The sequence below is a fragment of the Pseudomonas moorei genome (genome assembly GCF_008801475.1).
GTDB classification, from domain to species: domain Bacteria; phylum Pseudomonadota; class Gammaproteobacteria; order Pseudomonadales; family Pseudomonadaceae; genus Aquipseudomonas; species Aquipseudomonas moorei.
This window is the reverse complement of record NZ_VZPP01000028.1, coordinates 1-20,846: the sequence shown is the minus strand read 5'-3', so window position 1 is coordinate 20,846 and position 20,846 is coordinate 1. Positions and strand designations below refer to the sequence as shown.

24 protein-coding genes and 1 pseudogene are annotated in these 20,846 nt (G+C 60.2%); 8 read left to right on the top strand and 17 right to left on the bottom strand.

What is annotated here, in order from left to right; genetic code table 11:
• Positions 1–296: 296 nt before the first annotated feature.
• A pseudogene (locus tag F7R06_RS31645) lies at positions 297–386 on the bottom strand (NUDIX hydrolase); the annotation flags it as partial.
• A 79-nt stretch (positions 387–465) separates the two neighbouring features.
• On the bottom strand, positions 466–1,191 hold the full coding sequence (locus F7R06_RS30185) for an SDR family oxidoreductase (protein WP_090324661.1): 726 nt from the start codon (positions 1,189–1,191) through the stop codon (positions 466–468).
• 111 nt (positions 1,192–1,302) lie between these two features.
• Here F7R06_RS30185 and F7R06_RS30180 point away from each other — a divergent pair, with 111 nt between their 5' ends.
• Positions 1,303–2,145 carry a LysR family transcriptional regulator gene (locus tag F7R06_RS30180; protein WP_090324659.1) on the top strand — a complete coding sequence of 281 codons (843 nt, stop codon included), beginning with the start codon at positions 1,303–1,305 and terminating at the stop codon, positions 2,143–2,145.
• Positions 2,146–2,229: 84 nt separating this feature from the next.
• Here the strand turns inward: F7R06_RS30180 and F7R06_RS30175 are convergent, their stop codons facing one another.
• The gene (locus F7R06_RS30175; protein WP_090324658.1) at positions 2,230–3,084 is read right to left on the bottom strand and encodes a LysR family transcriptional regulator; all 855 of its coding nucleotides are present in this window, start codon (positions 3,082–3,084) and stop codon (positions 2,230–2,232) included.
• Positions 3,085–3,173: 89 nt separating this feature from the next.
• Here F7R06_RS30175 and F7R06_RS30170 point away from each other — a divergent pair, with 89 nt between their 5' ends.
• Positions 3,174–3,611 carry a multidrug/biocide efflux PACE transporter gene (locus F7R06_RS30170; RefSeq protein ID WP_090324656.1) on the top strand — a complete coding sequence of 146 codons (438 nt, stop codon included), beginning with the start codon at positions 3,174–3,176 and terminating at the stop codon, positions 3,609–3,611.
• A 108-nt stretch (positions 3,612–3,719) separates the two neighbouring features.
• On the opposite strand, the gene F7R06_RS30165 is transcribed toward F7R06_RS30170, so the two are convergent.
• Complete coding sequence (locus F7R06_RS30165; RefSeq protein ID WP_090324655.1) at positions 3,720–5,333, bottom strand: inorganic phosphate transporter; 1,614 nt, start codon at positions 5,331–5,333, stop codon at positions 3,720–3,722.
• 129 nt (positions 5,334–5,462) lie between these two features.
• Positions 5,463–6,485, bottom strand: coding sequence for a transporter (locus tag F7R06_RS30160; protein ID WP_090324653.1), 1,023 nt, complete (start codon positions 6,483–6,485; stop codon positions 5,463–5,465).
• A gap of 275 nt (positions 6,486–6,760) precedes the next feature.
• Here F7R06_RS30160 and F7R06_RS30155 point away from each other — a divergent pair, with 275 nt between their 5' ends.
• Together F7R06_RS30155 and F7R06_RS30150 are read left to right on the top strand one after the other, a co-directional pair.
• Positions 6,761–8,386 carry a methyl-accepting chemotaxis protein gene (locus F7R06_RS30155; protein ID WP_090324652.1) on the top strand — a complete coding sequence of 542 codons (1,626 nt, stop codon included), beginning with the start codon at positions 6,761–6,763 and terminating at the stop codon, positions 8,384–8,386.
• A 110-nt stretch (positions 8,387–8,496) separates the two neighbouring features.
• Complete coding sequence (locus F7R06_RS30150) at positions 8,497–8,940, top strand: hypothetical protein (protein ID WP_090324650.1); 444 nt, start codon at positions 8,497–8,499, stop codon at positions 8,938–8,940.
• 60 nt (positions 8,941–9,000) lie between these two features.
• Here F7R06_RS30150 and F7R06_RS30145 read toward each other — a convergent pair whose 3' ends face one another.
• Both F7R06_RS30145 and F7R06_RS30140 read right to left on the bottom strand, forming a co-directional pair.
• Complete coding sequence (locus F7R06_RS30145) at positions 9,001–9,306, bottom strand: PepSY domain-containing protein (protein WP_090324649.1); 306 nt, start codon at positions 9,304–9,306, stop codon at positions 9,001–9,003.
• A 118-nt stretch (positions 9,307–9,424) separates the two neighbouring features.
• Entirely contained in the window at positions 9,425–10,564 is a 1,140-nt protein-coding gene (locus tag F7R06_RS30140) for a glycerophosphodiester phosphodiesterase (protein ID WP_090324647.1), read from the bottom strand.
• A gap of 198 nt (positions 10,565–10,762) precedes the next feature.
• On the opposite strand from F7R06_RS30140, the gene F7R06_RS30135 reads away from it, so the two are divergent.
• Positions 10,763–11,089 (top strand): DUF2025 family protein, encoded by a 327-nt coding sequence (locus tag F7R06_RS30135; RefSeq protein WP_090324645.1) that lies wholly within the window; start codon positions 10,763–10,765, stop codon positions 11,087–11,089.
• 71 nt (positions 11,090–11,160) lie between these two features.
• Here F7R06_RS30135 and F7R06_RS30130 read toward each other — a convergent pair whose 3' ends face one another.
• On the bottom strand, positions 11,161–11,484 hold the full coding sequence (locus tag F7R06_RS30130) for an antibiotic biosynthesis monooxygenase family protein (RefSeq protein WP_090324643.1): 324 nt from the start codon (positions 11,482–11,484) through the stop codon (positions 11,161–11,163).
• Positions 11,481–12,188: a CTP synthase C-terminal region-related (seleno)protein gene (locus F7R06_RS30125; protein ID WP_090324641.1), complete on the bottom strand. Its 708-nt coding sequence runs from the start codon at positions 12,186–12,188 to the stop codon at positions 11,481–11,483. Before F7R06_RS30125 ends, F7R06_RS30130 begins: the two co-directional genes overlap by 4 nt.
• Positions 12,189–12,203: 15 nt before the next feature.
• Here F7R06_RS30125 and F7R06_RS30120 point away from each other — a divergent pair, with 15 nt between their 5' ends.
• Positions 12,204–13,163 (top strand): LysR family transcriptional regulator, encoded by a 960-nt coding sequence (locus tag F7R06_RS30120; RefSeq protein ID WP_090324640.1) that lies wholly within the window; start codon positions 12,204–12,206, stop codon positions 13,161–13,163.
• Here F7R06_RS30120 and F7R06_RS30115 read toward each other — a convergent pair.
• Together F7R06_RS30115 and F7R06_RS30110 are read right to left on the bottom strand one after the other, a co-directional pair.
• Complete coding sequence (locus tag F7R06_RS30115; protein ID WP_090324638.1) at positions 13,152–13,688, bottom strand: DUF1003 domain-containing protein; 537 nt, start codon at positions 13,686–13,688, stop codon at positions 13,152–13,154. The two genes, F7R06_RS30120 and F7R06_RS30115, sit on opposite strands and share 12 nt — an antisense overlap.
• 123 nt (positions 13,689–13,811) lie before the next feature.
• Positions 13,812–14,423 (bottom strand): TetR/AcrR family transcriptional regulator, encoded by a 612-nt coding sequence (locus F7R06_RS30110; RefSeq protein ID WP_090324637.1) that lies wholly within the window; start codon positions 14,421–14,423, stop codon positions 13,812–13,814.
• Positions 14,424–14,639: 216 nt separating this feature from the next.
• Between F7R06_RS30110 and F7R06_RS30105 the strand changes: the two genes are divergently transcribed.
• Complete coding sequence (locus F7R06_RS30105) at positions 14,640–15,698, top strand: MBL fold metallo-hydrolase (protein WP_090324635.1); 1,059 nt, start codon at positions 14,640–14,642, stop codon at positions 15,696–15,698.
• A 22-nt stretch (positions 15,699–15,720) separates the two neighbouring features.
• Here F7R06_RS30105 and F7R06_RS30100 read toward each other — a convergent pair whose 3' ends face one another.
• The 4 genes from F7R06_RS30100 to F7R06_RS30085 all read right to left on the bottom strand — a co-directional run bounded on the left by F7R06_RS30100 (position 15,721) and on the right by F7R06_RS30085 (position 17,621).
• A complete protein-coding gene (locus F7R06_RS30100; protein ID WP_090324633.1) occupies positions 15,721–16,041 on the bottom strand; it encodes a helix-turn-helix domain-containing protein in 321 nt (106 codons plus the stop codon).
• Positions 16,034–16,396, bottom strand: coding sequence for a type II toxin-antitoxin system RelE/ParE family toxin (locus F7R06_RS30095; RefSeq protein WP_090324632.1), 363 nt, complete (start codon positions 16,394–16,396; stop codon positions 16,034–16,036). The genes F7R06_RS30100 and F7R06_RS30095 overlap by 8 nt, the downstream gene beginning before the upstream one ends.
• 46 nt (positions 16,397–16,442) lie before the next feature.
• The gene (locus F7R06_RS30090; RefSeq protein ID WP_090324630.1) at positions 16,443–16,760 is read right to left on the bottom strand and encodes a helix-turn-helix domain-containing protein; all 318 of its coding nucleotides are present in this window, start codon (positions 16,758–16,760) and stop codon (positions 16,443–16,445) included.
• Between the two features lie 93 nt (positions 16,761–16,853).
• Positions 16,854–17,621, bottom strand: coding sequence for an AraC family transcriptional regulator (locus tag F7R06_RS30085; RefSeq protein WP_090324628.1), 768 nt, complete (start codon positions 17,619–17,621; stop codon positions 16,854–16,856).
• 109 nt (positions 17,622–17,730) lie between these two features.
• Here F7R06_RS30085 and F7R06_RS30080 point away from each other — a divergent pair, with 109 nt between their 5' ends.
• A complete protein-coding gene (locus F7R06_RS30080) occupies positions 17,731–18,546 on the top strand; it encodes a sulfite exporter TauE/SafE family protein (protein WP_090324627.1) in 816 nt (271 codons plus the stop codon).
• Positions 18,547–18,552: 6 nt separating this feature from the next.
• Here the strand turns inward: F7R06_RS30080 and F7R06_RS30075 are convergent, their stop codons facing one another.
• Positions 18,553–19,524 carry a hypothetical protein gene (locus F7R06_RS30075; protein WP_090324625.1) on the bottom strand — a complete coding sequence of 324 codons (972 nt, stop codon included), beginning with the start codon at positions 19,522–19,524 and terminating at the stop codon, positions 18,553–18,555.
• A 268-nt stretch (positions 19,525–19,792) separates the two neighbouring features.
• Positions 19,793–20,302 (bottom strand): BRO-N domain-containing protein, encoded by a 510-nt coding sequence (locus F7R06_RS30070; protein WP_090324623.1) that lies wholly within the window; start codon positions 20,300–20,302, stop codon positions 19,793–19,795.
• Between the last annotated feature and the right edge of the window lie 544 nt (positions 20,303–20,846).

Genomic DNA, 20,846 nt, shown 5'->3' with positions numbered 1-20,846 from the left:
TGCCCTCCGGTTGGCTTCGCTTCAACCTACATGCAGCGTGTTCGACTGCGTCGAACGGCGCTGCGCGCCACTCCCCGGATGCACACCTCCACTCAGCCTCCCGAAGGGGCGGGTGGATCAAGATCAAAAGCTGCAGGCGAGCTAACGCTCGGCCTGATGAGTGGTGAGGAGCGGGGTGGCACGCCTTGCTTTTCTGTGGGAGCGAGCCTGCTCGCGATGGACTTGAGAACACCGCGGGGTGCCAGACTCCCCGCGTCATCGGTGACGACCATCGTGAGCACGCTCCTACAGGGGCGCTAGCGAATGAAGTGGATCTTGCCGGTATCGTCGTTGCCGATGTAGATACCGTGGACCCCGGCCTGCCGCACTTTGATATAGCGCGATAGCGACCTCACAGCCAGCCAATCACCCGCAGATATACGCCATCTCTGTGGGCGCTAACTCACAATCAAACCCGCACGACCCTCAACTTTGCTGCCGTGTCGCCGCCATCACGATCTCGCGAATACAGACATTCTGCGGTTGTTGGTACGCAAATGCGATGGCCGATGCCACATCCTCGGCACTCAATACTGTCCCGCCCATGTCCTGTTTCCAGGCTTGGTAACCCGTCTTGATCGCTTCATCGGTGGTGTGGCCGAGCAGTTCGGTTTCTACCGCGCCTGGTGCGATGGTGATGACCCGCACGTTATGCGGTGACAGTTCTTCACGCAGGTTTTCCGACAGGCCATGCACCGCGAATTTGGTCCCGACGTAGGCCACATGGTTGGGGAATGTCTTGCGCCCGGCCACCGAGCTGACGTTGATGATCGTGCCATGTTTGCGTTCGACCATCCCGGCCACTACCGCGTGCACGCCATTGAGCAGGCCTTTCACGTTGACGTCGAGCATCTGGTCCCACTGTGCCGGGTCCTGTTTGCTCATCTCGCCCAGCAGCATCACCCCGGCATTGTTGATCAGCGCGTCGGCCGGGCCGAACTGTGCTTCGGCTTCGGCCACGGCGGCGAGCAGGGTCGTGCGATCGGTGATGTCGACGCGGCGGCTGAGGGTATTGGGCAGATCGAGTGCTTGCAGGCGTTCGACCCGCCGAGCCAGTAGCAATAGCGGATGGCCGGCAGCGCTCAGCAAGCGCGCCGCGGCTTCGCCAATGCCTGAGCTGGCTCCGGTGATGATGATCAATGGCTTGTGCATGACTGGGCTCCTGGAATCAGAAAAACAAATAACTAAACGTGGAGCGCAGTATATTTACCGCCGAAGTGGCTGAAAAATGCCTTATTTCTCTGTCTGTCATCGGAACTGTCTATGGATATCCGCCACCTCAAAGCCTTTCTCGCGGTGTTCGAGGAGCGCAACATCACCCTCGCGGCCCAGCGGCTGTTCGTCAGCCAGCCGACCCTGTCGGTGACCATCAAACAGCTTGAGGAAGAGTTGGGCGCCAGGCTGTTCATACGTCAGCCCCGTGGTGTTGATGTCAGCGATGAGGCGCGGGTCCTGTATCCCCAGGCCCTGCGGATGGTGGCGGATGCGCAAGCCTTGAGCCGGTTGTTCCTCGGCCAGGAAAACCGCACGCCGCTGACCCTGGGCATCGAAGGCGATATCGCCGACAGTCACATCGAAGCATTCGTGCGCATGGCCCGACAGGCACTGCCCAGCCTGCTGCTGACGCTGGAGGAAGGTTGCCGTGGTGACGGACGCCTGGCGGTGGAGGAGATGTGTTGCGAGGATGAACTGTTCCTGCCGCTGTGGGAGGAATCCTATGTGATGGCGCTGCCGGTGGGACATCCGATGGCCGTGGCGCAAAGCGCACAAGCCTGGACGCCGATCAGTGACTGGATCACCTGTCCACAGCACCCGTCCCATCAACGCTTGATGGCGCTGTACGGACGCTCGCCAGACGCGGTGGCGGGGCATGCTGGCTCATTGAAACAGGCGCTGCACATGGTGGCCGCGGGCATTGGCGTGGCGATGTTGCCGCAGTCATTGGTGAGCGGGCAGGCGCGTGTGACGACCCGTGCGATGCACTTGCCGACCCCGACGCGCCGGGTGGGTTTGTGCTACGCCGCCCAGGCGCTGGAGTTGCCGGCGTTGCGTGGGTTGCATGAGTTTTTTCAAATGAATCAGCCGATGCGGGTTGGGGCGGCGTGATCGGGTTCAAGTGATGGGGTGTCTGGATTGACGCCATCGCGGGCAAGCCACGCGCCCACAGGTTCGGCGCTGGGCCTGTGACCCTCATTCCAGCATCTTGGCCAGCAACCAGCTGCCCGCCGGCCCCGGCGGATTCAGTCGCGACCACAGGGCATCCACCGACACTGTTTTCGGCCAGCCGCGCACCGGCAGTTCTTGCAAGGTGCCCGGACCGAAGCGCGCCACCAGCCAGCGTGGCAAAGGCGCCCAGCCGAATCCGCCCTGGGCCATTTCCAGCAGCATCAGATAACTCGGCGCCGACCAGACGCGGCCCTTTGCCCGGCTTTCGTAGGGATTGACGATGGTTGCCAGGCGCAATTCACGGTGCTGCTGCAGCACGTCCTGATCAATGTATGGCAGCGCTGCCAGCGGATGTTCGGGGGAGGCGAACAGCGCGATGTCCGTGCGTTCATCCACTGTCGAGCTGACCAGATCCGGTGGGTAACTGTCCTGCATTTCGGCGAAGGCCACCTGCGCCCGACCGCTCTGTACCAGGGCGATGAGGTCATCGCATTCGGCGATCAGGCATTCGAGTTCCAGGTCGGGATAACGCTGCTCGAAGGCACTGAGTGACGCTTCGAAACGGTCGGACTGGTAGGTGTCGGACAGCGCCACGGTCAACTTCGCCTCGACCCCTTGGGACAGTTGGCTGGCCGCCATTTCCAGGCGACTGGTGGCGGCCAGAATGTCCTCGGCGCGCTGCAACATCACGTGCCCGGCCGGGGTGAGCGTGGGTTTGCGGCTGCTGCGGTCGAACAGTGTCAGGTTGAGGTCGATTTCCAGGCTGGCCACCGCCGCACTGATGGTCGACTGGCTGCGGCCCAATTTACGCGCCGCGGCGGAAAACGAGCCTTGGGTCGCGGCCTGGACGAAGGCCTGCAACACTTCTTGAGAGGCCATGAACTATCGCCTTGATCGATGGTTATTGATTATTAAGTATCGGTTCGGGGTGGGATCATGGCAACCACAGTCACTCAAGGAGTCTGGCCATGAGCGCCAACAAATCCATCACTGAGCGTATTTTCCAGGCCATCGGTTTCGAATTGCTGGCCATCCTGATCTGCACCCCGTTGCTGGCGTGGATCATGGACAAACCGATGCTCGACATGGGCGTCGTGACCCTGGTCATGGCCGCACTGGCCCTGGCGTGGAACGTGGTGTTCAACGGTTTCTTCGATCGGATGCTCAAGCGCCTGGCCATTGCCCATAACGCCTGGGTTCGTGTGGTGCATGCACTGATGTTTGAAGGCGGGCTGGTGGCCCTCGGGGTGCCGCTGATTGCCTGGTGGCTGAACATCAGCCTGTGGCAGGCGTTTTTGCTGGATATCGGCGTGCTGCTGTTTTTCCTGCCGTACACCTACCTTTATCACTGGGTGTATGACGTGGTGCGCGAGCGCATGGTCATTCGTGAAAGCTGCGGCGCATAAACGGCGAGAGCGAGCTGGCTCGCGAAAGGGGCATCGGATTCAACATTATTGTTGAATGTCAGACCGCTTTCGCGAGCAGGCTCGCTCCTGCAGGTGTTTAGCGATGGTTTAGAACAACTGCGTGAACAACCAGTACAGGCTGCCCGACAGCACAATGGCCGCCGGCAGGGTCAGTACCCAGGCCATCAGCAAGTTGCGGATGGTCTTCATTTGCAGGCCGCCGCCATTGGCGACCATGGTCCCGGCCACACCGGAAGACAGCACGTGGGTGGTCGAGACCGGCAAACCGAACATGTCGGCGGCGCCGATGGTCAGCATGGCCACGGTTTCCGCCGAGGCGCCCTGGGCGTAGGTCAGGTGGGTCTTGCCGATCTTCTCGCCGACCGTCACCACGATGCGTTTCCAGCCGACCATGGTGCCCAGGCCGAGAGCGATCGCCACCGCAATCTTCACCCACAGCGGGATGAAACGCGTGGAGTTGTCGATCTGCTGCTTGAACAGTTGCAGCTTGTTGCTGGTGTCGGCGTCGAAACTGCCGACCTTGTTCTTGTCCATCAGGCGAATGGTTTCGCTGGTCAGGTACATGTCGTTACGCACGTTGCCCACCGCTTCGACGGGGACTTTCGACAGCGAGCCATAACCCTTGACCTGGTTGCCAATGCTACCGGTCAGCGCGGCAAGGGCCGGCACCAACTGCGGCGTGGCGGCCTTGCTGCGCACATAGTCGGATAACACTGCCCGTGGGTCGGCGGGCGCGGGTTGCGGGGCACTTTTCACCAGGGCTTGCTGGGTGACTTCGGCCACCGCGGCGAATTGCAACGCCTGATCGGCCGGCATGGTGCGGTTCAGGGCGTAAGCCATCGGCAGCGTACCGACCAGAATCAACATGATCAGGCCCATGCCTTTCTGGCCGTCGTTGGAGCCGTGGGCAAACGACACACCCGTGCAGGTCACGATCAGCAGACCGCGAATCCACCAAGGCGGCGGTGTGTCGCCTTTCGGTTCCTTGTACAGCGCGCGGTTCTTCACAAAGGCGCGCAGGGCCAGCAGCAGCAACGCGGCGAAGCCGAAGCCGACCAGCGGCGACAGCAGCAGTGCATAACCGATCTTGGTCGCTTGCGCCCAGTCGACGCCGCTGGTGCCGTCACGACCGTGCATCAGTGCGTTGGCCACGCCGACACCGATGATCGAGCCGATCAGGGTGTGCGAGGAGGACGCCGGCAGGCCCAGCCACCAGGTGCCGAGGTTCCACAGGATCGCGGCGATCAGCAGGGCGAAGATCATCGCGAAGCCGGCGGACGAGCCGACCTGCAAAATCAGCTCAACCGGCAGCAGGGCGATGATGCCAAAGGCCACCGCGCCGCTGGAGAGCAACACGCCGAGGAAGTTGAAGAAACCGGACCAGACCACCGCGACGTTCGGTGGCAATGAATTGGTGTAAATCACCGTGGCCACCGCGTTGGCGGTGTCGTGGAAACCGTTGACGAACTCGAAACCCAGGGCAATCAGCAGCGCCACGCCCAGCAGCAGAAACGGCGTCCAGGTGGTCACCACCGTGCCGAGTTCATTCATGTCGTGCATCAGGCTGTAGGCGGTAAACAGCAAGCCAATGGCCAGTACCGCAAAGAACACCACGATGGTGAACAGGCCAGGTTTTTTGTCCAACTGCGGTTTTGCGCTACTGACGGGCGCCTGGGTGGCGGAGAAGGTGGGCGTAGCCATCACTGACATTCCTGAGGAGGGAGGTGTATCAGTGATAATCGTTGCCAATTATTACAAGGAGACTGCTTTAGATCAGGGTTTTGGTGTTTCGTGGGCCATCGATCTGTGTGTCCGGTGATGAAAGGCGTGTCAATAATCCTGCTGCTTGCGAAACGCCCAGCGTCCGGCGATCACTGTGAAGGTCGCGACCAGCGCCACCAGGATCCAGAAGCCTTCCGGATCACCGGCCAGCGGAATGCCACCAACGTTCATGCCGAAGAAGCCGGCAATGATATTGATTGGCAGCGCCAGCACCGTCACCACCGTCAGGGTGAACAGCGTGCGGTTGGTCTGTTCATTGATGTTGGCGGCGATCTCTTCCTGCAACAACTTGATCCGTTCACCCAGCGCCGTGAGGTCGTTGATGATCAACGCGAACTCCTCGGTGGATTTGCGCAGCTCCTTCACGTCTTCCTTTTGCAGCCACATCGGCGGGCGATTGAGCAGGCGCAGCAACGAGCCCGGTTCCAGCGCCAGCAGCCGTTGCAAGCGCACCAGCACCCGGCGGTTGGCGCCCAGTTCGGCGCGGTTGGTCGACAGGCGCGAGGAGAGTAATTCGTCTTCGACCTGATCGACACTCAAGCTGGTCTTGCGCACGATCTGGGTCAGCACTTCGCCCTGATCGCGCAACAGGTGCACCAGCAGTTCCAGCGGTGAGCGAAAGCATTCGCCGGCCTTCACCGAAGAGCGCAACTTGTCCACCGAGTGCAGCGGTTGCAGGCGCGCACTGATGATCAGCCGGCTGCGCACGCACACCCACAGCGTCGAGACATCCGATGAGACCATGCTGCTGAGGTTGAACACCACGTCGTTGACCACCGCCAGCAAGGCCGAATCGACATGCTCGATGCGCGTCGAACGCGAGCCCTCATGCAAGGCCTCGAAAAACTCTTCGGGCAAGTCCAGGTGGCTTTTCATCCAGCGTTCGCACGCGGCGTGGGCCAGATTCAAATGCAGCCAGAGGAATTCGTCGCTGTCGTTCGGTTGCTGCAGGCACTGCAATGCCCTGGCCGAATCGATCTCGCGACCGCGCTCTCCGGGACGAAAACTGAAACCGTAAAGCAGGCCGAACAGATCCGGGTCGCGGTGGCTTTGATCGATGCTGTGGTTCATGAGAGCTCGCAAGGTGAGGCGCCTGCTGCGGGTTTTACAGGTTCACTTGCGCCACATCATCGCAAGCGCTGATGACGTTTTTGTGACGATAAAGTGAAGGCAAACGATTGATCTACCGGCGGTCGGATTGCCCTCAAGAACGGCTCTGGCACGCCGATCTCGCTTGGGGTAAGTTGCGCGCCTTTGGCCAGAGGCCAGCGCCGCAGACAGGGATGTCCGGATACCTTTCACGCCTTGAACCGGGTGTGTTTCATTCCTGTCATGAGTACTTTCCGATGTTTTTGCAAAAGTCCCTGAGAGCGCAAATTCTCGCCCTGCTGAGCGGCAGTCTGTTCGCGATGTTGCTGATCGCCCTGGCCTGTTTTCACTTTTTGTCCAGCGGTGTCCAGAGCTACGCCAACCTGATCGAGGGGCCGTTGCGCACGTCGCAGCTGATCGATGAGGCCAACCTGCAGTTCAAAGTGCAGGTGCAAGAGTGGAAAAACGTCCTGCTGCGTGGCAAGCAACCGGCGGACCTGGACAAATACTGGAAGCAATTCGAAGACCGTCAGCGCGATGTACAGGGCATCCTCGGCGAACTGGCCGGGCAGCAGGGCATCGAACCGCAACTGAGATCCCGTATCGAACGCCTGCGCGACGAGCATCGCCAACTGGGCGCCGCGTACCAGAAGGGCCGTGATGCCTACCTGGCAGCGGGTGCAGATCCCGTTGCCGGCGACACCGCAGTCAAGGGCGTGGACCGCGCGACCAGCGATCAGATGAGCGCATTGGTCAGCGAGTTGCGCCAGCAGGGCGTGGAGCAATCCAAACAGCTCAGCGCCAGTGCCGATCGCACCGTGTTGCTGGGGATCATCGTGATGCTGGCCTCGGGGCTGTTGATTGGTCTGTTGAGCCTGTGGCTGGTCAACCGCAACCTGGTCGAGCCGATTCGCAAATTGATCGAATACGTGGCGCAACTCAGCCAGGGCAAGTTTGCCGAGCGCGTGTCCAGCAACCGTCAGGATGAACTGGGCAAACTGGCGATGGCGGCCAATACCTTGCGCGATTTCCTGGCGGAAACCTTCAGCCGTTTGCAACGCAGTGCCACCGATCTGGACAGCGCCAGCGGCGAGCTCAATTCGATTGCCAACTTGATGGCCTGCGGCACCAACGAGCAGTTCAACCGCACCGATCAGGTGGCCACGGCCATGAACGAAATGTCTGCCACCGCCCAGGAAGTCGCCCGCCATGCCGCCGATGCGGCACGGGCCGCCGACGATGCGGATCAGTCCGCGCAGCAGGGCGAGAAAGTCATGCAGGGCACCATCCACACCATCACCCGGATGCGCGGCGAAATCGCCAACACCGCCACGGTCATTCGTCAGCTGGAAACCGACAGCGGGCGCATCGGCAAGGTGCTGGAAGTGATTCGCGGCATCGCCGAACAGACCAACCTGCTGGCACTCAACGCCGCCATTGAGGCGGCTCGTGCCGGAGAGGCGGGGCGCGGTTTTGCCGTGGTGGCCGATGAAGTGCGCAGCCTGGCCCAGCGCACGGCGGCTTCGATCATCGAAATCAACCAGATCATCCAGACCGTGCAGAGCGGTGCGGTGGACGCGGCCCAGGCGATTGAAAGCGGTCAGTCGCGCAGTGAGGAAAGCGTGCAGCAAGTCACCGAAGCCGGTGCCATGCTCGAACGCATCACCCTGGCCGTGGAAGCAATCCGCGACATGAACCGCCAGATCGCCACGGCCGCCGAGGAGCAGACGTCCGTTGCCGAAGACATCTCGCGCAATCTGACGGAGATCACCAGCATCGCCAGTACCAACCTGGACAACGTGCAGCGCACCGAGGCGGCGAGCAACAACCTGCACGGCTTGTCGGGGGCGTTGAACGAGGTGACGGCGCGTTTGAGCGCGTGATGAAAACGGCTGTGTACCTGCTTGCTTACCGAGTCGGTACACAGTCGATCTCAAGTGCCGGCATGGCGTGTCGATGATGGGGTGAATTCGAACCACTTTGGATAACGCCCATGGTCAGCATCACCTCCGTTTCAATCGCCCAGCCACTGTCGAGCACAGCGACGGCTTCGACCAGCGCCACGAGCACTGAAGACACCTCCACCACGGCAGCGACCGCGACGTCGGCTGCAATCGATGGCAGCAAGGTTTCCGCTGGCGGCGCACCGGCGTCGGGTGGCAGCAGCTCCAGCAGCAGCGAAGAATCCGATACGGTCAAGGAACTGCGCAAGCAGATCGCCGAGCTGCAAAAGCAGTTGCAGGAACAACAGCAACAACTGCAAGCGGCCCAGGCCAAGCAGGAAAGTGCCGATGCCAAGGCGGCTGATGTGGCGGCGGCCCAGTCGCAGATAGCGACAACCTCTGCCTCGTTGCAAACCGCCACCGCATCGCTGTTGCAGGCTTTGCAGGAAGAGGGCGGCAGCACGTCCGGATCGCTGGTCAGCACGTCGGCGTGAACTGAAAACGCGCAAAAGTCGCACGATGGTCGGGTCGTGCGGCTTTTGCGCGTGTCGCGGTTACTTGTCTTGCTTGTTCTTCAAGACCTTGCCGGTGGCGGCATCGATGTCCACATCCCACTCGACATTCTGCGCGTCGCGCAATTCGATCTCATACTCGTAACCATTGAAAGGGTTATCCAGCTCGGTTTTGGTGATCAATGCACCCGGGTGCAGGTCCAGAGCGATTTTGTTCAGGTCCTCCAACGGCTTGATCTTGCCGTCCTTGACCAGTTGCGGGATCTCGTCCACGCGAACATCGGCCTGCGCGAAACCGGCGGTCAGGGTCAAGGCTGCGGCGGTGAACAGGGCTGTCAGGGTTTTCATGGGCGTCTTTCCTTGGATGAGCTGTTTGAGTGGCGTCAGGTTAAGAGAGGCCACTTAATTCAGCCTTAATTGCCAGGCATCGCTGGCAAGCCAGCGATGCGGGCGCCCCGATCCCCGATCAAAAACCGTTGTTCTGCAGCACCTGCGCCACGCTCGCCGTCGCCGGACGCTTGTAGAACTTCAACAACTCGCTCGTGCGGTTGGTAAAGATGCCATCGACCCCGGCGTCCATGACTTTCTGGTAATCCAGCGCATCGTCGATGGTGTAGACGTGCACCAACAGCCCTTGATCGTGGGTGTACTGGTTCATCCAGGGTTTCACCAGGTCCGCGTAACTTTGATCGCCACCGCGGGTCAGGGCGGCGGACGGGCCGGTGCCGATCGCGCCCTGGGCCTTGGCGTAGTCGATCCAGCGCTGGAATTCGGCTTTGTCTTTGGGCTGCTGTCTGGCGTAGTAAGCGGCTTTGTCTTTTTCGCCGGACTCGGCAAACGGCACGTTGGAAACCGGCTCGATGTTGCCTTCGCCGACCCATAGCAGCAGGACCTTCGGCACCTGCGGCATTTCCTTTTGCAGCAGCTCAAGGCTGCTCTTCTCGAAGGTTTGCAGGATGACCTTGCCATTGCCCTGGCCGACAGCCACCTGGCTGTTCGACGGTTTGGAACCCGCTGGAATCAGCCAGCCACGGGCCTGGAGTTTTTCCTTGAGATCGCGCTCGATGCCGGGAAACTGCTTGGGCTCCTTGGTTTCGATGTACAGGCCGGGTTTGTGCAGCGGATTACCTTCGGCGATGTCGATGATTTCATCGAGTGTGAGGATTTTCAGGCCGGCAAAGGCAGGCCGCGCACGATCGGGATAGGCGCTGTTGAACCAGCTGCCGGCGTCCAGGGTTTTCAGTTCGGCGAGGGTGAACGCGGTGGCCGGGCTGTCCTTGCGCTCGGGGAATCGGCTGGCGACGTCGGTGGTGCGTTGCAGGTTGTTGTCGTGCAGGGCGAAGAGCACGCCATCCTTGCTGCGTTGCAGGTCCAGTTCCAGGTAATCGGCACCGAGGTCGCGGGCGGTCTTGTACGCGGCGGCGGTGGATTCCGGCGCGTCGTAGGACGCGCCACGGTGGGCAATCACCGCCGGATGCGGGATGCCCAAATGCGTCGCCAGTGCGGCGGGGCCGGGTTCGCTGGCGGTCTGGTTTTGGGCTTGGGCCTGGCCCAGGCCGAGCAGCAGACTCAACAGCAGGGCGCTTTTGCTGAAGGTAGTGGACATGGTCGAAATCCTTTCGCGATGGGTTGTCGAGGCCCTCTCTTGTAGCAACTGAGCGTTACAAGTGCCATCGCCAGACCGACATCCCTCTGTTCAAAGCGTCTTTTTGCAGTACCCTTGGCCCCGGCAACTTCCCCGGCAGAGGGAAACCCACTCGCCTTCCTTGCGTGTAAACCATCCATCACCTTTTGTGAGGTTTTCATGCGTATCACTTCCCAGCTCATCTGCCAGGCCGCCGACCAACTCAAAGGTTTCGTCGGGCTCAATCGCAAGACCGGCCGTTACATCGTGCGCTTCAGTGAAGACGCCTTCGGCATGGACGTGGCCGATGACGGCATCATTCCCGCCAGCGAATTCGTCTGGGCGCCCGGTGCCGACCAGACCATGACCCTCAAGCGTGAGTTGATTCAGTTGTTGCTGGATCAGAACATCGACGACCGGATCAACATCACCGAGCCGTTGCGGGTGTACATGCAGCGGCGGGAAGTGCCGGAGATTTTAGCGGTCAGGCAATCGGTGCGGGGTTGAGTGCGTGCGGTGAATCGACTGGCCCCATCGCGAGCTTGCTCGCGATGGCTGCCTCAATAACACCGCATCAATTAACGCTGGAACTCGTAAGCCCGCTCAACCCGGCATACCCGCGTATGACAATGCGCATACCAGATCGAGCGTCCCCGTTCGCGAATCGAGCTGTGCTCAGGATGCTGTTTCCACGCCAGAATCGCCGCTTCACTGGCCCAGTACGACACGGTAATCCCCAGCCCGTCATCGCCCCGCGCCGACTCCACCCCGAGGAACCCCGGCTGTTCGCGGGCCAGTTCGACCATGCGCTCGGCCGCTTCGGCATAACCCTGGTCACCTTCGGTACGCAACGAGGTGAAGATCACGGCGAAGTACGGGGCCGGCGGCGTGTTGGCGATCATGAGGGCTGCTCCGAGGAGGCCTGGATGAAAGCCCGTACCAGCGGCGGCAAGGTGCCCTTGAGCGCGGCGCGTTCCGGTTGGAACAAGGTGGCGACAAAGAACGGATGCCCGGCGAGCTCCACCGCTCGCAAGCCGTGCGCCGAATCCTGCCCGACGCTGTGAAGGTCATGCCTGAGCAGTGCTCGTTCGAACTCGGGATTCACACCGTAGTTGCAGCGGTAGCCTTCACGTATTTCAGACGTTTCGTACGCCTTGGCGATCAACGAACCTTCACGCAAATGAATGCTGTCGATGGCCTCCACCAGCGCGCAGGCCAGCGGCGTGAGCAACGCCCGTGCAGCGTTGGGCGATCTCTCGCCATGTTCGGCATCCGCCCAGCCCATCACGTTGCGCGCATATTCCAGCACGGCGTGTTGAAAGCCGCCGCAGGTGCCGAGGAAAGGTCGCCCTTGTTCGCGGGCAAAACGAATCGCCCGTAACGCGCCGTCCATATTGCGGTAGGGGCTGGCAGGCACACACCAGAAACCGTCGTAGCCATCGAGCGGGGTGTCGGCGTGGATGCTGTCAGTCGCCAGCCAATGCCCTTGCACGTTGTGGCCGCTGTGTTCGGCAGCCATGTTCAGGGCCACGGGAATCGCTTGGTGTGCGGTGACGTGCGGGTCGTAGTCGCCGATCAGGGCGATGCGGATGACGCGGTATTCCATGAGCAACCTCGGCGCTTGTTGATTCCTGGCGCTCACTATAGATTGGCGTTCACGCACTCAATATGGGCGTTTTCCCAAGTGATCAATGCAGCGACGCACTATCGACTGGACTACCCGGACCTGGCGCTGATTCTTGCACTGGTGCGCGGTGGCTCTCTGGCTCGGGCCTCGCAGCTGTTGCGGGTGGACGTCTCGACGGTGTTTCGGGCGGTGCGTCGACTGGAAGCCGCGTTGGGTCAGCAATTGTTCGAAAAAAGTCGCGCCGGCTACCTGCCGACCAGCCTGGCGCAGGCCCTGGCCGAACAGGCCGAGCGCGCCGAACAAGCACTGGAAGCCGCGCGCATTGGCGTGGAGCAGGGCGGTGAAGTCATCAGCGGCACCGTGCGCCTGACCTGCACCGACTCTGTCCTGCAAGGTTTGTTGCTGCCGGCGCTGGCGCCGTTCATGCCCAACTATCCGGCGTTGACCATCGAACTCAGTACCTCCAACGACTTCGCCAATCTCAGCCGCCGCGACGCCGACATCGCCCTGCGCCTGACCCGCACACCGCCCGAGCATTTGGTCGGGCGGCGACTGGCGGCCATCTCCTACCGGGTGTGCGCCAGCGCGAGCTATCTGCAATCGGTCGATACCCGTGACCTCGCCGCACTGACCTGGATTGCCCCGGACGAATTCCTGCCCGATCACCCGACCATTGCCTGGCGTCGCCAGGCAATGCCCGGCGTGACGCCCGCTTATCGCTGCAACAGCATGCTGTCGGTGACCGAGCTGGTGCGGGCAGGGTTGGGGGTGGCGGCGCTGCCGGATTTCCTGATCGGCAACGGATTGCAGGCACTGGGTGAGCCACTGCAGGGTTGCGACACCGCGTTGTGGCTGCTGACTCGCCCGGATTGCCGCGCCTTGCGCTCGGTGGTCACCTTGTTTGATGAGCTGGGGCGGGCATTGAAGCTTGCCTTGGAAAGGTCAGCTTTTTGAGGGTGCCGAATTCAACACGTGTTGATGCATTTCCGAGGTCAGGTTTTCGATGCGTTCGCTCAGCTCCTTGGTCAGTTGAGTCAGGCGAGTGTTTTGTTCGAGTAGCTCCAGCAGTTGTGCAGTGTTCTTCGCCGCCTCCGCCTGTCGCTCACTGTTGGCGGTCGCCAGCGCTTCACGATGCTGGGCGTCGGCATCGGACTGTGCTTTATCCCGCGCCGCCTGACGGGTCTGGGCCAGCAGAATCAAAGGTGCGGCATAGGCTGCCTGCAGGCTGAACGCCAGGTTGAGCAGGATGAAGGGATACGCGTCGAAGTGGGTTACACCGGAGATGTTGAGGACGATCCACACCGCGACGATCAGCGTCTGGGCACCGAGAAAAGTCGGCGTACCAAAGAACCGCGCAAAAGCCTCGGCACGCAGGGCGAACTTGTCATCGCCAAAGGTCGGTGCCAAGTGGGCGTGAGGGCGATGGAAGCGCAGATGATCGATGGGAGAGGCAGGGTTGGTTTTGGTGGTCGTGCTCATGGTGATCTCTGCTGGAGGCTGGACTTGGGCTCACTATAACCCCGACGTCAGTTTCATTCTGAAACACATTGCGCCGATTCATCCGCAGCCGCCCAACGCGAGACAACGCCAGCACATTGTCATTTATTGCAACTGGTAGCAGGCCAGGAACATATCCAGTGCCGACTCCACGACGGTGCCCTGCATCTCTGCGGACAAGCCCGGCAACCCCATGGAAACCTGCGGCCAGAACGCGAAGGATTTGAGCAGGCCCTGGACCTGTTGCGCAGCAAACCCGGGATCGACAGCTTTCAACCGACCATCGGCCTGGGCGGCACGAATCCACACCGTCAGGCCTTCTTCGCGCTCACCCATGCGGGCCACCATATTTTGTGCGCGCTCGGGGGAATGGATGGTGGCCGCGATTGCCACTCGTGCCAGGTTGAGAAAGTTGTCATCGCCCAGCATCTGCATTTTCGCCATCAGGTGCAGGCGCAGTTGTTCCCGCAGCGGTCGGTCAGAGCGATAGGGCGTTTCCGGCTCTGCCGTTACGCGGGCCCACAATTGATTGAGGATTTCGGCGAACAACTCTTCCTTGCTGGGGAAGTGGTTGTACACCGTGCGCTTCGACACGCCGGCAGTGGCGGCGATCTTGTCCATGCTGGTGATGTCGAAACCGTTGGCACGGAATTCGGCAATGGCCGCCTGGATGATGGCGTCGCGTTTTCGGTCGGTGAGGCGCTGTGGAGCTGTCATAAGTACGCTTCGGCAGAGGTAAGTGGAAAATTACACTGGGCAGTTTACTTGTCATCCGCTTTGATGCAACCTAGAAACTACACTGTGCAGTGTAATGTTTTGTTAATCCTGCCCAGTGATAAATAGAACCATCCGGCTGATGCGTGCGTGCCTTGGCCATTTATCGTCCAACCTTGAGAAATCGGTTTCTTGCGGTTTCTCCGGAGTCATTCAGTCATGGCCAATACCACTTCCCCCGCGGACATCGTTGCCGCCTCTGAAGCGTCCCGTCAGACAGAAGGGCAATACCTCAACCATGCGCCGTACAAGCGCGAAGGCTTTCGCAAGACCCTGCGCATCCTGTGGAACGTGATCTTCCACAAGCCGCGCGACACCCGCCCGAGCGCCCCGGTCCCGGTGCAAACCCTGACCCGGGCGGCGCTGATTGCGGCGCCGAACCACAGCGTCTATCGCCTTGGCCATTCCACGGTGCTGCTCAAATTGCGGGACAAGTTCTGGATCACTGACCCGGTTTTCGCCGAACGTGCGTCGCCTGTGCAGTGGGCCGGCCCCAGGCGCTTTCACCAGCCGCCGATCAGCCTCGAGCAATTGCCACCGATTGAAGCGGTGATCCTGTCCCACGACCACTACGATCACCTGGACTATCAGGCCGTGCTGCAACTCGCCGACAAGGCCAAGTACTTCCTCACGCCGCTGGGCGTGGGCGACACCCTGATCAAATGGGGTATCGATGCCGGCAAGATCCGGCAACTGGACTGGTGGCAGGACACTGAAGTCGATGGCATTCGTTTCGTCGCCACCCCCTCACAACACTTCTCCGGCCGCGGCCTGTTCGACGGCAACAGCACCCTCTGGGCTTCGTGGGTGATGATCGACGGCCACACGCGCATCTTCTTCAGCGGCGACAGCGGCTACTTCGAAGGCTTCAAACACATCGGCGAACAATACGGCCCGTTCGACCTGACCCTCATGGAAACCGGCGCCTACAACGTCGAGTGGCCCCACGTGCACATGCAACCGGAACAAACCCTGCAAGCCCACATCGACCTTAAGGGCCGCTGGCTGCTGCCGATTCACAACGGCACCTTCGACCTGTCGATGCACGCCTGGTACGAACCCTTCGACCGCATCCTGGCCCTGGCCTGGGATCGCAGCGTTTCGATTACCACGCCGCAGATGGGCGAGGCGTTCAACCTCATGTACCCGCAGCGCGGTGGTGCGTGGTGGTTGGAGGTGGAGGGGGAGAGTGATCGGGTGACTGTGCAGAATGCATAAGTTGCGTTGGATAGTTGGCGTTTCAGGTAAAAACGACGTCAAGCCGGCCCTCTTTTCGTGATCGGGGGGCCGACTTGACGACGATTTGCACATCGCGCCCCAGCAGTAACAGACACTCCATCATCTTGGCTTCACTGATGCCTCGGAACTTGCCGCGCAGCATCTCGGAAAGTTTGGGCTGCGACAGCCCTAAAATTTCCGACGCCTGGACCTGGGTCAAATGGCGTGCCTTGATGATTTCACCAATTTTTGCGGCCAGCTGGGATTTGACCCGCATTTCGTTGGAATCGGGAGTCCCCAGGTCTGCGTAGACGTTCCCGCTGCTTTCTTCGATTTCAATCATTTCCTGATCCTTTCGCATGATCCTGCGCGGCTTGAAGCCTCATCCTGATCAGATCGATGTCGCACTGCGCGGTTCTGATGCCACTAGTCGACTTTTTCTGAAAGCAGTGCAGAACATAAATGGCACTACCGAAACGAACGGTATAAGCGGCGCGGTAGGTATTCGTGTTGAAGTCCTCAATCAACTCTAGGATCCCGGCACCTCCAAAGCCCTTGAGAGGCTTGGCGTCAGGATGTTTCTTACCGCTTTGCGCCAGATCGAGAGCGTGCCCAAAAACATCCTGTACATCTGCGGGAAATTGCTTGAGATCTTTCTTGCTGCTACCGACCCACAGGAGTGGCTTCCTTGCACTCATGCGAAAATATACCTATATGGGGATAATCGTCAATCGATGCCTTCGATTACTCAACCATCGCAAAATCCGCCCGCTCCATTGGATTGGGGGTACAACCTCTCAGATTCATCCCGCGCCCCGGTGCAAACCCCGGGAAGAACACCAGCCCCTCGGCTTCAAACCGATAGGCCAGTGTCAGCCGGGTGACGTCCCGCACATCCTGCTCTGCTTCGAAACGCTGAATGGCCTCCACCGAAACCCCGGATTCGCGAGACAGTTCCTCCACGCTCCAGCCCAGCATCGCTCGGGCCTGGGCGCAGTGGGCCGGGGTGAATTGGAAAAGGGCGATACGTTCCAGGGTGATTTTCATCGCTTGAGAGGCCATGGCGTTCTCCGGGCTCGAGAGTGTTGATCCAAAATATACTGTGTTTTTGTACAGTTGTTTTGAGCCCGGATCAATTTGATTTTTCGATATCTGCTATTTCGCCCCTTCCAACCAGACGGATGGCGGCTGACCCAAAAGGCGCCGGAACATGGTCGAGAATGCCGCCGGGCTGTCGTAACCGAAATCCAGGGCAATGCTGGTCACCGGTTCACCCGCGACCAGCCGCGCAAGCGCCAGCACCACACAGGCGCGTTGCCGCCATTGGCTGAAACTCAAGCCGGTCTGTTGGCGAAACAGGCGATTGAACGTGCGCAAACTGACATGCAATTGATCGGCCCATTGTTGCGGCGATTGGTGGGCGTCGGGTCGCTGCACAAAGGCCTGGCACAACGCGAGCAGGCGCGCATCGAGCGGTAGCGGGATATGCAACGGCAGGTGAGTGCTGAGCGCCAGTTCGTGCAGCAGCAAATCGACCAGGGCGGCGTCGCGACTGTTTTCGGCGTACTCCAGCGCCATCTCCACTGCTTCCATCAACAGGTGCCGCATCAACGGCGACACACTGATGACCTGACAGCGCTGGCCCAAATCGATCGCACTCGGCTCGATGTACAAGCTGCGAGTGCTCACCCCCAGCATCAAGACCTCATGCGCCACCCCCGCCGGAATCCATACCGCCCGTTGCGGCGGCACCACCCAATTGCCGTCATGCGTGCTCACTTGCATCACCCCCGTGGCGCCATACAACAACTGCGCGCGACGGTGTGTATGGCGGGGCAACCATTGGCCGTAGGCATAATCCGTACCGATGGCGACCACCGGGCGCGGCGTGGCGTCCAGCAGATCAATCGAAATATTGCGCATTGGGCCCCCCACGGTTGGCGTAAACGCAAACATTATTGGCTGACTTGCTGAAGCAGGCCAAGGCGCAGCGCTTTATCGTCGACCGCTCTCAATCAACGGACGACGCGCAATGTTCTATCTATGGCTGACACTCTTCGGCTGCATGAGCGGCGTTACCGCCGTGTTGTTTGGTTTTGGCGGTGGCTTCGTGGTGGTGCCATTGCTCTACCGCATGCTGATGGCCAGGCACGGTGTCGACGACCTAATCGGCCAAGCGGCGATGCACATTGCCGTTGCCACCTCGACCTGCGTGATGATCGTCAATGCCCTGATCGCCACCGGAAAACACCACCGCGCCGGTCATCTCATTCGCCATTACCTGTGGCCGTTGGGCGGCTTCATTGGTGTGGGAGCGGCACTCGGCGCCGTGGCCGCGATGCAGGCCAGTGGCCAACTCATTCGTTTGGCCTTTATCGCCTACCTGGGGCTGACCATTCTGGATTGCCTGTTCAGAGACGGCTTTCTCACACCTACCCAGCCGCGAAATCCACGGCGCTTGAGTCGGTCAGAACAGTCTGGCGGTGGTGTGGGAATCGGCCTCATTGCCACCTTTCTCGGCGTGGGCGGCAGCGTCATGACCGTGCCGTTATTGCGCCGATGCGGACTGAGCATGTCCCAAGCGACATCCATGGCCAATCCGCTGAGCTTGCCCGTGGCGCTGGCGGGGACCCTGACCTACATGGCCATGGCCGGCTTCAGCGCGTTTGATCTGGGGCCGTGGTTTGTCGGATACGTGGATCTGCTGGCGTTTGCGGTGTTGACGGTTGGATCGGTGGTGGGGATTCGCCTGGCCACGCCCTGGATCGGGCGCATACCGGACTGGATTCACGCGCGGGTGTACGTCGGGTTACTGGTGCTGGTGATGATCAGCATGGGCTTGGGCTGAGCGCGGTCATTTCCCCTCCAGCCCCGGCGCCTCCCGCACAATAAAGTGATCCAGATTCTCAATGTTGGCACTGAACACCCCGAACGTCTGCTCGGGGTTTTTCTTGCTTGGCACCTGCTTCAGCTCGGGCGTCACGCCATAAAAGAAGCAATACAACTCGCGCCCGCTCTCGATGGCGTGCTTGATCTCTTCCAGGAACGCCTTGCGCTTGCGGTAGGTGTCGATCAGCTTTTTGCTCAGGTAAACATTGACCGAGTATGGCTTCTTCTCGAACCAGACCTTCTTCTCGAAATCGATGCGAAAACTCTGGGTGTAGTCCTTGATCTGCTTGATCTTGCCCCAGTAAATCAGCCCCTTGTTGTCCTGCAGGTACTCGATTTTCTTGAAAAACGCGGCGTACGTTGCCGTGTGCTCGCCGATCTTCAACGGCATGCGCTTGAGCAGGTCCTTGTCGTCGAAGTTCGACACGAAACACTCCACCGGGTGGGCGAAGACGCTGGTCTTGTCCGGCGTCGAATCGTGGCTCGGCGGCTCGACATGATTGGCGGCCGAAGGCGTTACGGGCTCATGCTCTTTACTGTCGTGCGCCCCCGCCGCGTTGGATGGCTGACGCACATACGCACGTCGAGTCAGTAACAATTCTGACGGGAAATGCTCCTCGCGACCGTCATCCGTTTCCGCCCCGTCCGCCTCCACGCCCGATGCCGGCGTCTTCAGGCTGACATAAGGACAACCCTCGACATGCCGCGTACTCGGCAAGTTCTTGAAGTGCGGCGTGCGCACGTAATTCACATTCTTGGCATTGAACGTCCCCAACTCGTTCGACGCATCGAACGCCAAACGACAGGCATCGTTGGGGCACTGGAAGTGCTCCTTGGCGGAATCGAAGGCCATGGTCTCGTCGAAATTCAGATCGCGCACGTCATAGATCGACAGCTTGGCGTCGAGGCTGAGGCAGTAGGCGAGGTCGAATTTCATGGGGGCTCGGGTCCGTGAGGTGGGAGGGTATTAATAACGGGCGGGGGCGCTGAGTGCACTGACTCTTTTCAACATGCTGCAAAATCTGTGGGAGTGAGCCGGCCCGTGAATGACGGCATCCACTCATTCTCCAATTCCACATCGCCCCCGCAGCAACACATCCCCTGTGGCGAGGGAGCTTGCTCCCGTTGGGCTGCGAAGCGGCCCTCTGTATTCTGATCCAATAAAAATCCGCTGCTTGAAACTCAAACAGCGGACTCATGAATATTCAGTGGCCCCGCAGCAAGCGCGAAGCTTTATGCCACCAGGATTCTCGACGATTGAAAGGGGCGTCCGCCAGCAAGCAAGGCATATCCCGCAACCGAATCCAAGGCTCATCCTGCCAGTGCAACATGCTGAGCGACATCTGCGGCCAGCTCAGCACGCTCAACGTAGGGCGCTCAACCGAGCGCAACGGACGGGCATCACGCAACGCGGGCACAACCTGATGCGTCAGCCATTCACGAAGCTGTCGGTATTCAGGGCAGTAGTGATAAATCAAAAGCGCGTACACGCCGGACTCGCTCACCATCAAGCGTTCTTCGGCTTCACCATAGGTCTCCACGCACATCACCTGCCACTGATCAGCATCGAGTTTGCGCAACTGGCGCTCATCAAGATATTTGCCCATCAACCGCCCCAGCTCGTGGGCGCAGAACCACGCCTGGTTCTCCACCAGGAGGGCATGCAGGTGTGTTCTGTGGCGGGTAAAACGAGTCGGTAAAAGTGGTTCAGACATGGCGTGCCTCCGGAATCGGAAGCGAGTGGGGCGTTCTGCGGGTACGGTAAATCACCTTCATCGTGAAGGTTGGAGAGTCAGGCATTTCCTTTACCTCTGGCTGCTTTCTTAGGGCATTCGTTAAGGGTGTCGGGAGCTAAGAAACCCACCAGAGACGGGCCGGACATATTCCCCTTTCGGGTCTTGTATTCGCCCACTCCCGACATAACGGGAATTTTTCGCAGGCGTAGAGAAACCGCAGACGAAAAAAAGCCGCATGACTGTCGGGTGCGGAGGACCGCTCTGGTTGAGGCGTTTCTTAGGCGCCGGCCCCAGAGATTATCGAGCCTGGGATAATGGGTCACTCACAAATATGTTCGCAATTTTTTCAGAAGTGAATGTGGTTTATGAACCTTTCATCCCTAAATGAGCTCTGGCTGTCGGCGCTGATTGAAAACTGACCCACCCTGCCGATTGAAAATTGACCCAGGGCGGATTGCTGATTTTTGCATCAGCAATTGTGGATAAGCTTAGCAGTCGTGTCCCGGTGGAAGAGGCATTAAAG

Bases quoted from the DNA above. Each gene is read 5' to 3' on its own strand.
- F7R06_RS30185 (WP_090324661.1), bottom strand. From the start codon at position 1,191: ATGCACAAGCCATTGATCATCATCACCGGAGCCAGCTCAGGCATTGGC.
- F7R06_RS30180 (WP_090324659.1), top strand. From the start codon at position 1,303: ATGGATATCCGCCACCTCAAAGCCTTTCTCGCGGTGTTCGAGGAGCGC.
- F7R06_RS30175 (WP_090324658.1), bottom strand. From the start codon at position 3,084: ATGGCCTCTCAAGAAGTGTTGCAGGCCTTCGTCCAGGCCGCGACCCAA.
- F7R06_RS30170 (WP_090324656.1), top strand. From the start codon at position 3,174: ATGAGCGCCAACAAATCCATCACTGAGCGTATTTTCCAGGCCATCGGT.
- F7R06_RS30165 (WP_090324655.1), bottom strand. From the start codon at position 5,333: ATGGCTACGCCCACCTTCTCCGCCACCCAGGCGCCCGTCAGTAGCGCA.
- F7R06_RS30160 (WP_090324653.1), bottom strand. From the start codon at position 6,485: ATGAACCACAGCATCGATCAAAGCCACCGCGACCCGGATCTGTTCGGC.
- F7R06_RS30155 (WP_090324652.1), top strand. From the start codon at position 6,761: ATGTTTTTGCAAAAGTCCCTGAGAGCGCAAATTCTCGCCCTGCTGAGC.
- F7R06_RS30150 (WP_090324650.1), top strand. From the start codon at position 8,497: ATGGTCAGCATCACCTCCGTTTCAATCGCCCAGCCACTGTCGAGCACA.
- F7R06_RS30145 (WP_090324649.1), bottom strand. From the start codon at position 9,306: ATGAAAACCCTGACAGCCCTGTTCACCGCCGCAGCCTTGACCCTGACC.
- F7R06_RS30140 (WP_090324647.1), bottom strand. From the start codon at position 10,564: ATGTCCACTACCTTCAGCAAAAGCGCCCTGCTGTTGAGTCTGCTGCTC.
- F7R06_RS30135 (WP_090324645.1), top strand. From the start codon at position 10,763: ATGCGTATCACTTCCCAGCTCATCTGCCAGGCCGCCGACCAACTCAAA.
- F7R06_RS30130 (WP_090324643.1), bottom strand. From the start codon at position 11,484: ATGATCGCCAACACGCCGCCGGCCCCGTACTTCGCCGTGATCTTCACC.
- F7R06_RS30125 (WP_090324641.1), bottom strand. From the start codon at position 12,188: ATGGAATACCGCGTCATCCGCATCGCCCTGATCGGCGACTACGACCCG.
- F7R06_RS30115 (WP_090324638.1), bottom strand. From the start codon at position 13,688: ATGAGCACGACCACCAAAACCAACCCTGCCTCTCCCATCGATCATCTG.
- F7R06_RS30110 (WP_090324637.1), bottom strand. From the start codon at position 14,423: ATGACAGCTCCACAGCGCCTCACCGACCGAAAACGCGACGCCATCATC.
- F7R06_RS30105 (WP_090324635.1), top strand. From the start codon at position 14,640: ATGGCCAATACCACTTCCCCCGCGGACATCGTTGCCGCCTCTGAAGCG.
- F7R06_RS30100 (WP_090324633.1), bottom strand. From the start codon at position 16,041: ATGATTGAAATCGAAGAAAGCAGCGGGAACGTCTACGCAGACCTGGGG.
- F7R06_RS30095 (WP_090324632.1), bottom strand. From the start codon at position 16,396: ATGAGTGCAAGGAAGCCACTCCTGTGGGTCGGTAGCAGCAAGAAAGAT.
- F7R06_RS30090 (WP_090324630.1), bottom strand. From the start codon at position 16,760: ATGGCCTCTCAAGCGATGAAAATCACCCTGGAACGTATCGCCCTTTTC.
- F7R06_RS30085 (WP_090324628.1), bottom strand. From the start codon at position 17,621: ATGCGCAATATTTCGATTGATCTGCTGGACGCCACGCCGCGCCCGGTG.
- F7R06_RS30080 (WP_090324627.1), top strand. From the start codon at position 17,731: ATGTTCTATCTATGGCTGACACTCTTCGGCTGCATGAGCGGCGTTACC.
- F7R06_RS30075 (WP_090324625.1), bottom strand. From the start codon at position 19,524: ATGAAATTCGACCTCGCCTACTGCCTCAGCCTCGACGCCAAGCTGTCG.
- F7R06_RS30070 (WP_090324623.1), bottom strand. From the start codon at position 20,302: ATGTCTGAACCACTTTTACCGACTCGTTTTACCCGCCACAGAACACAC.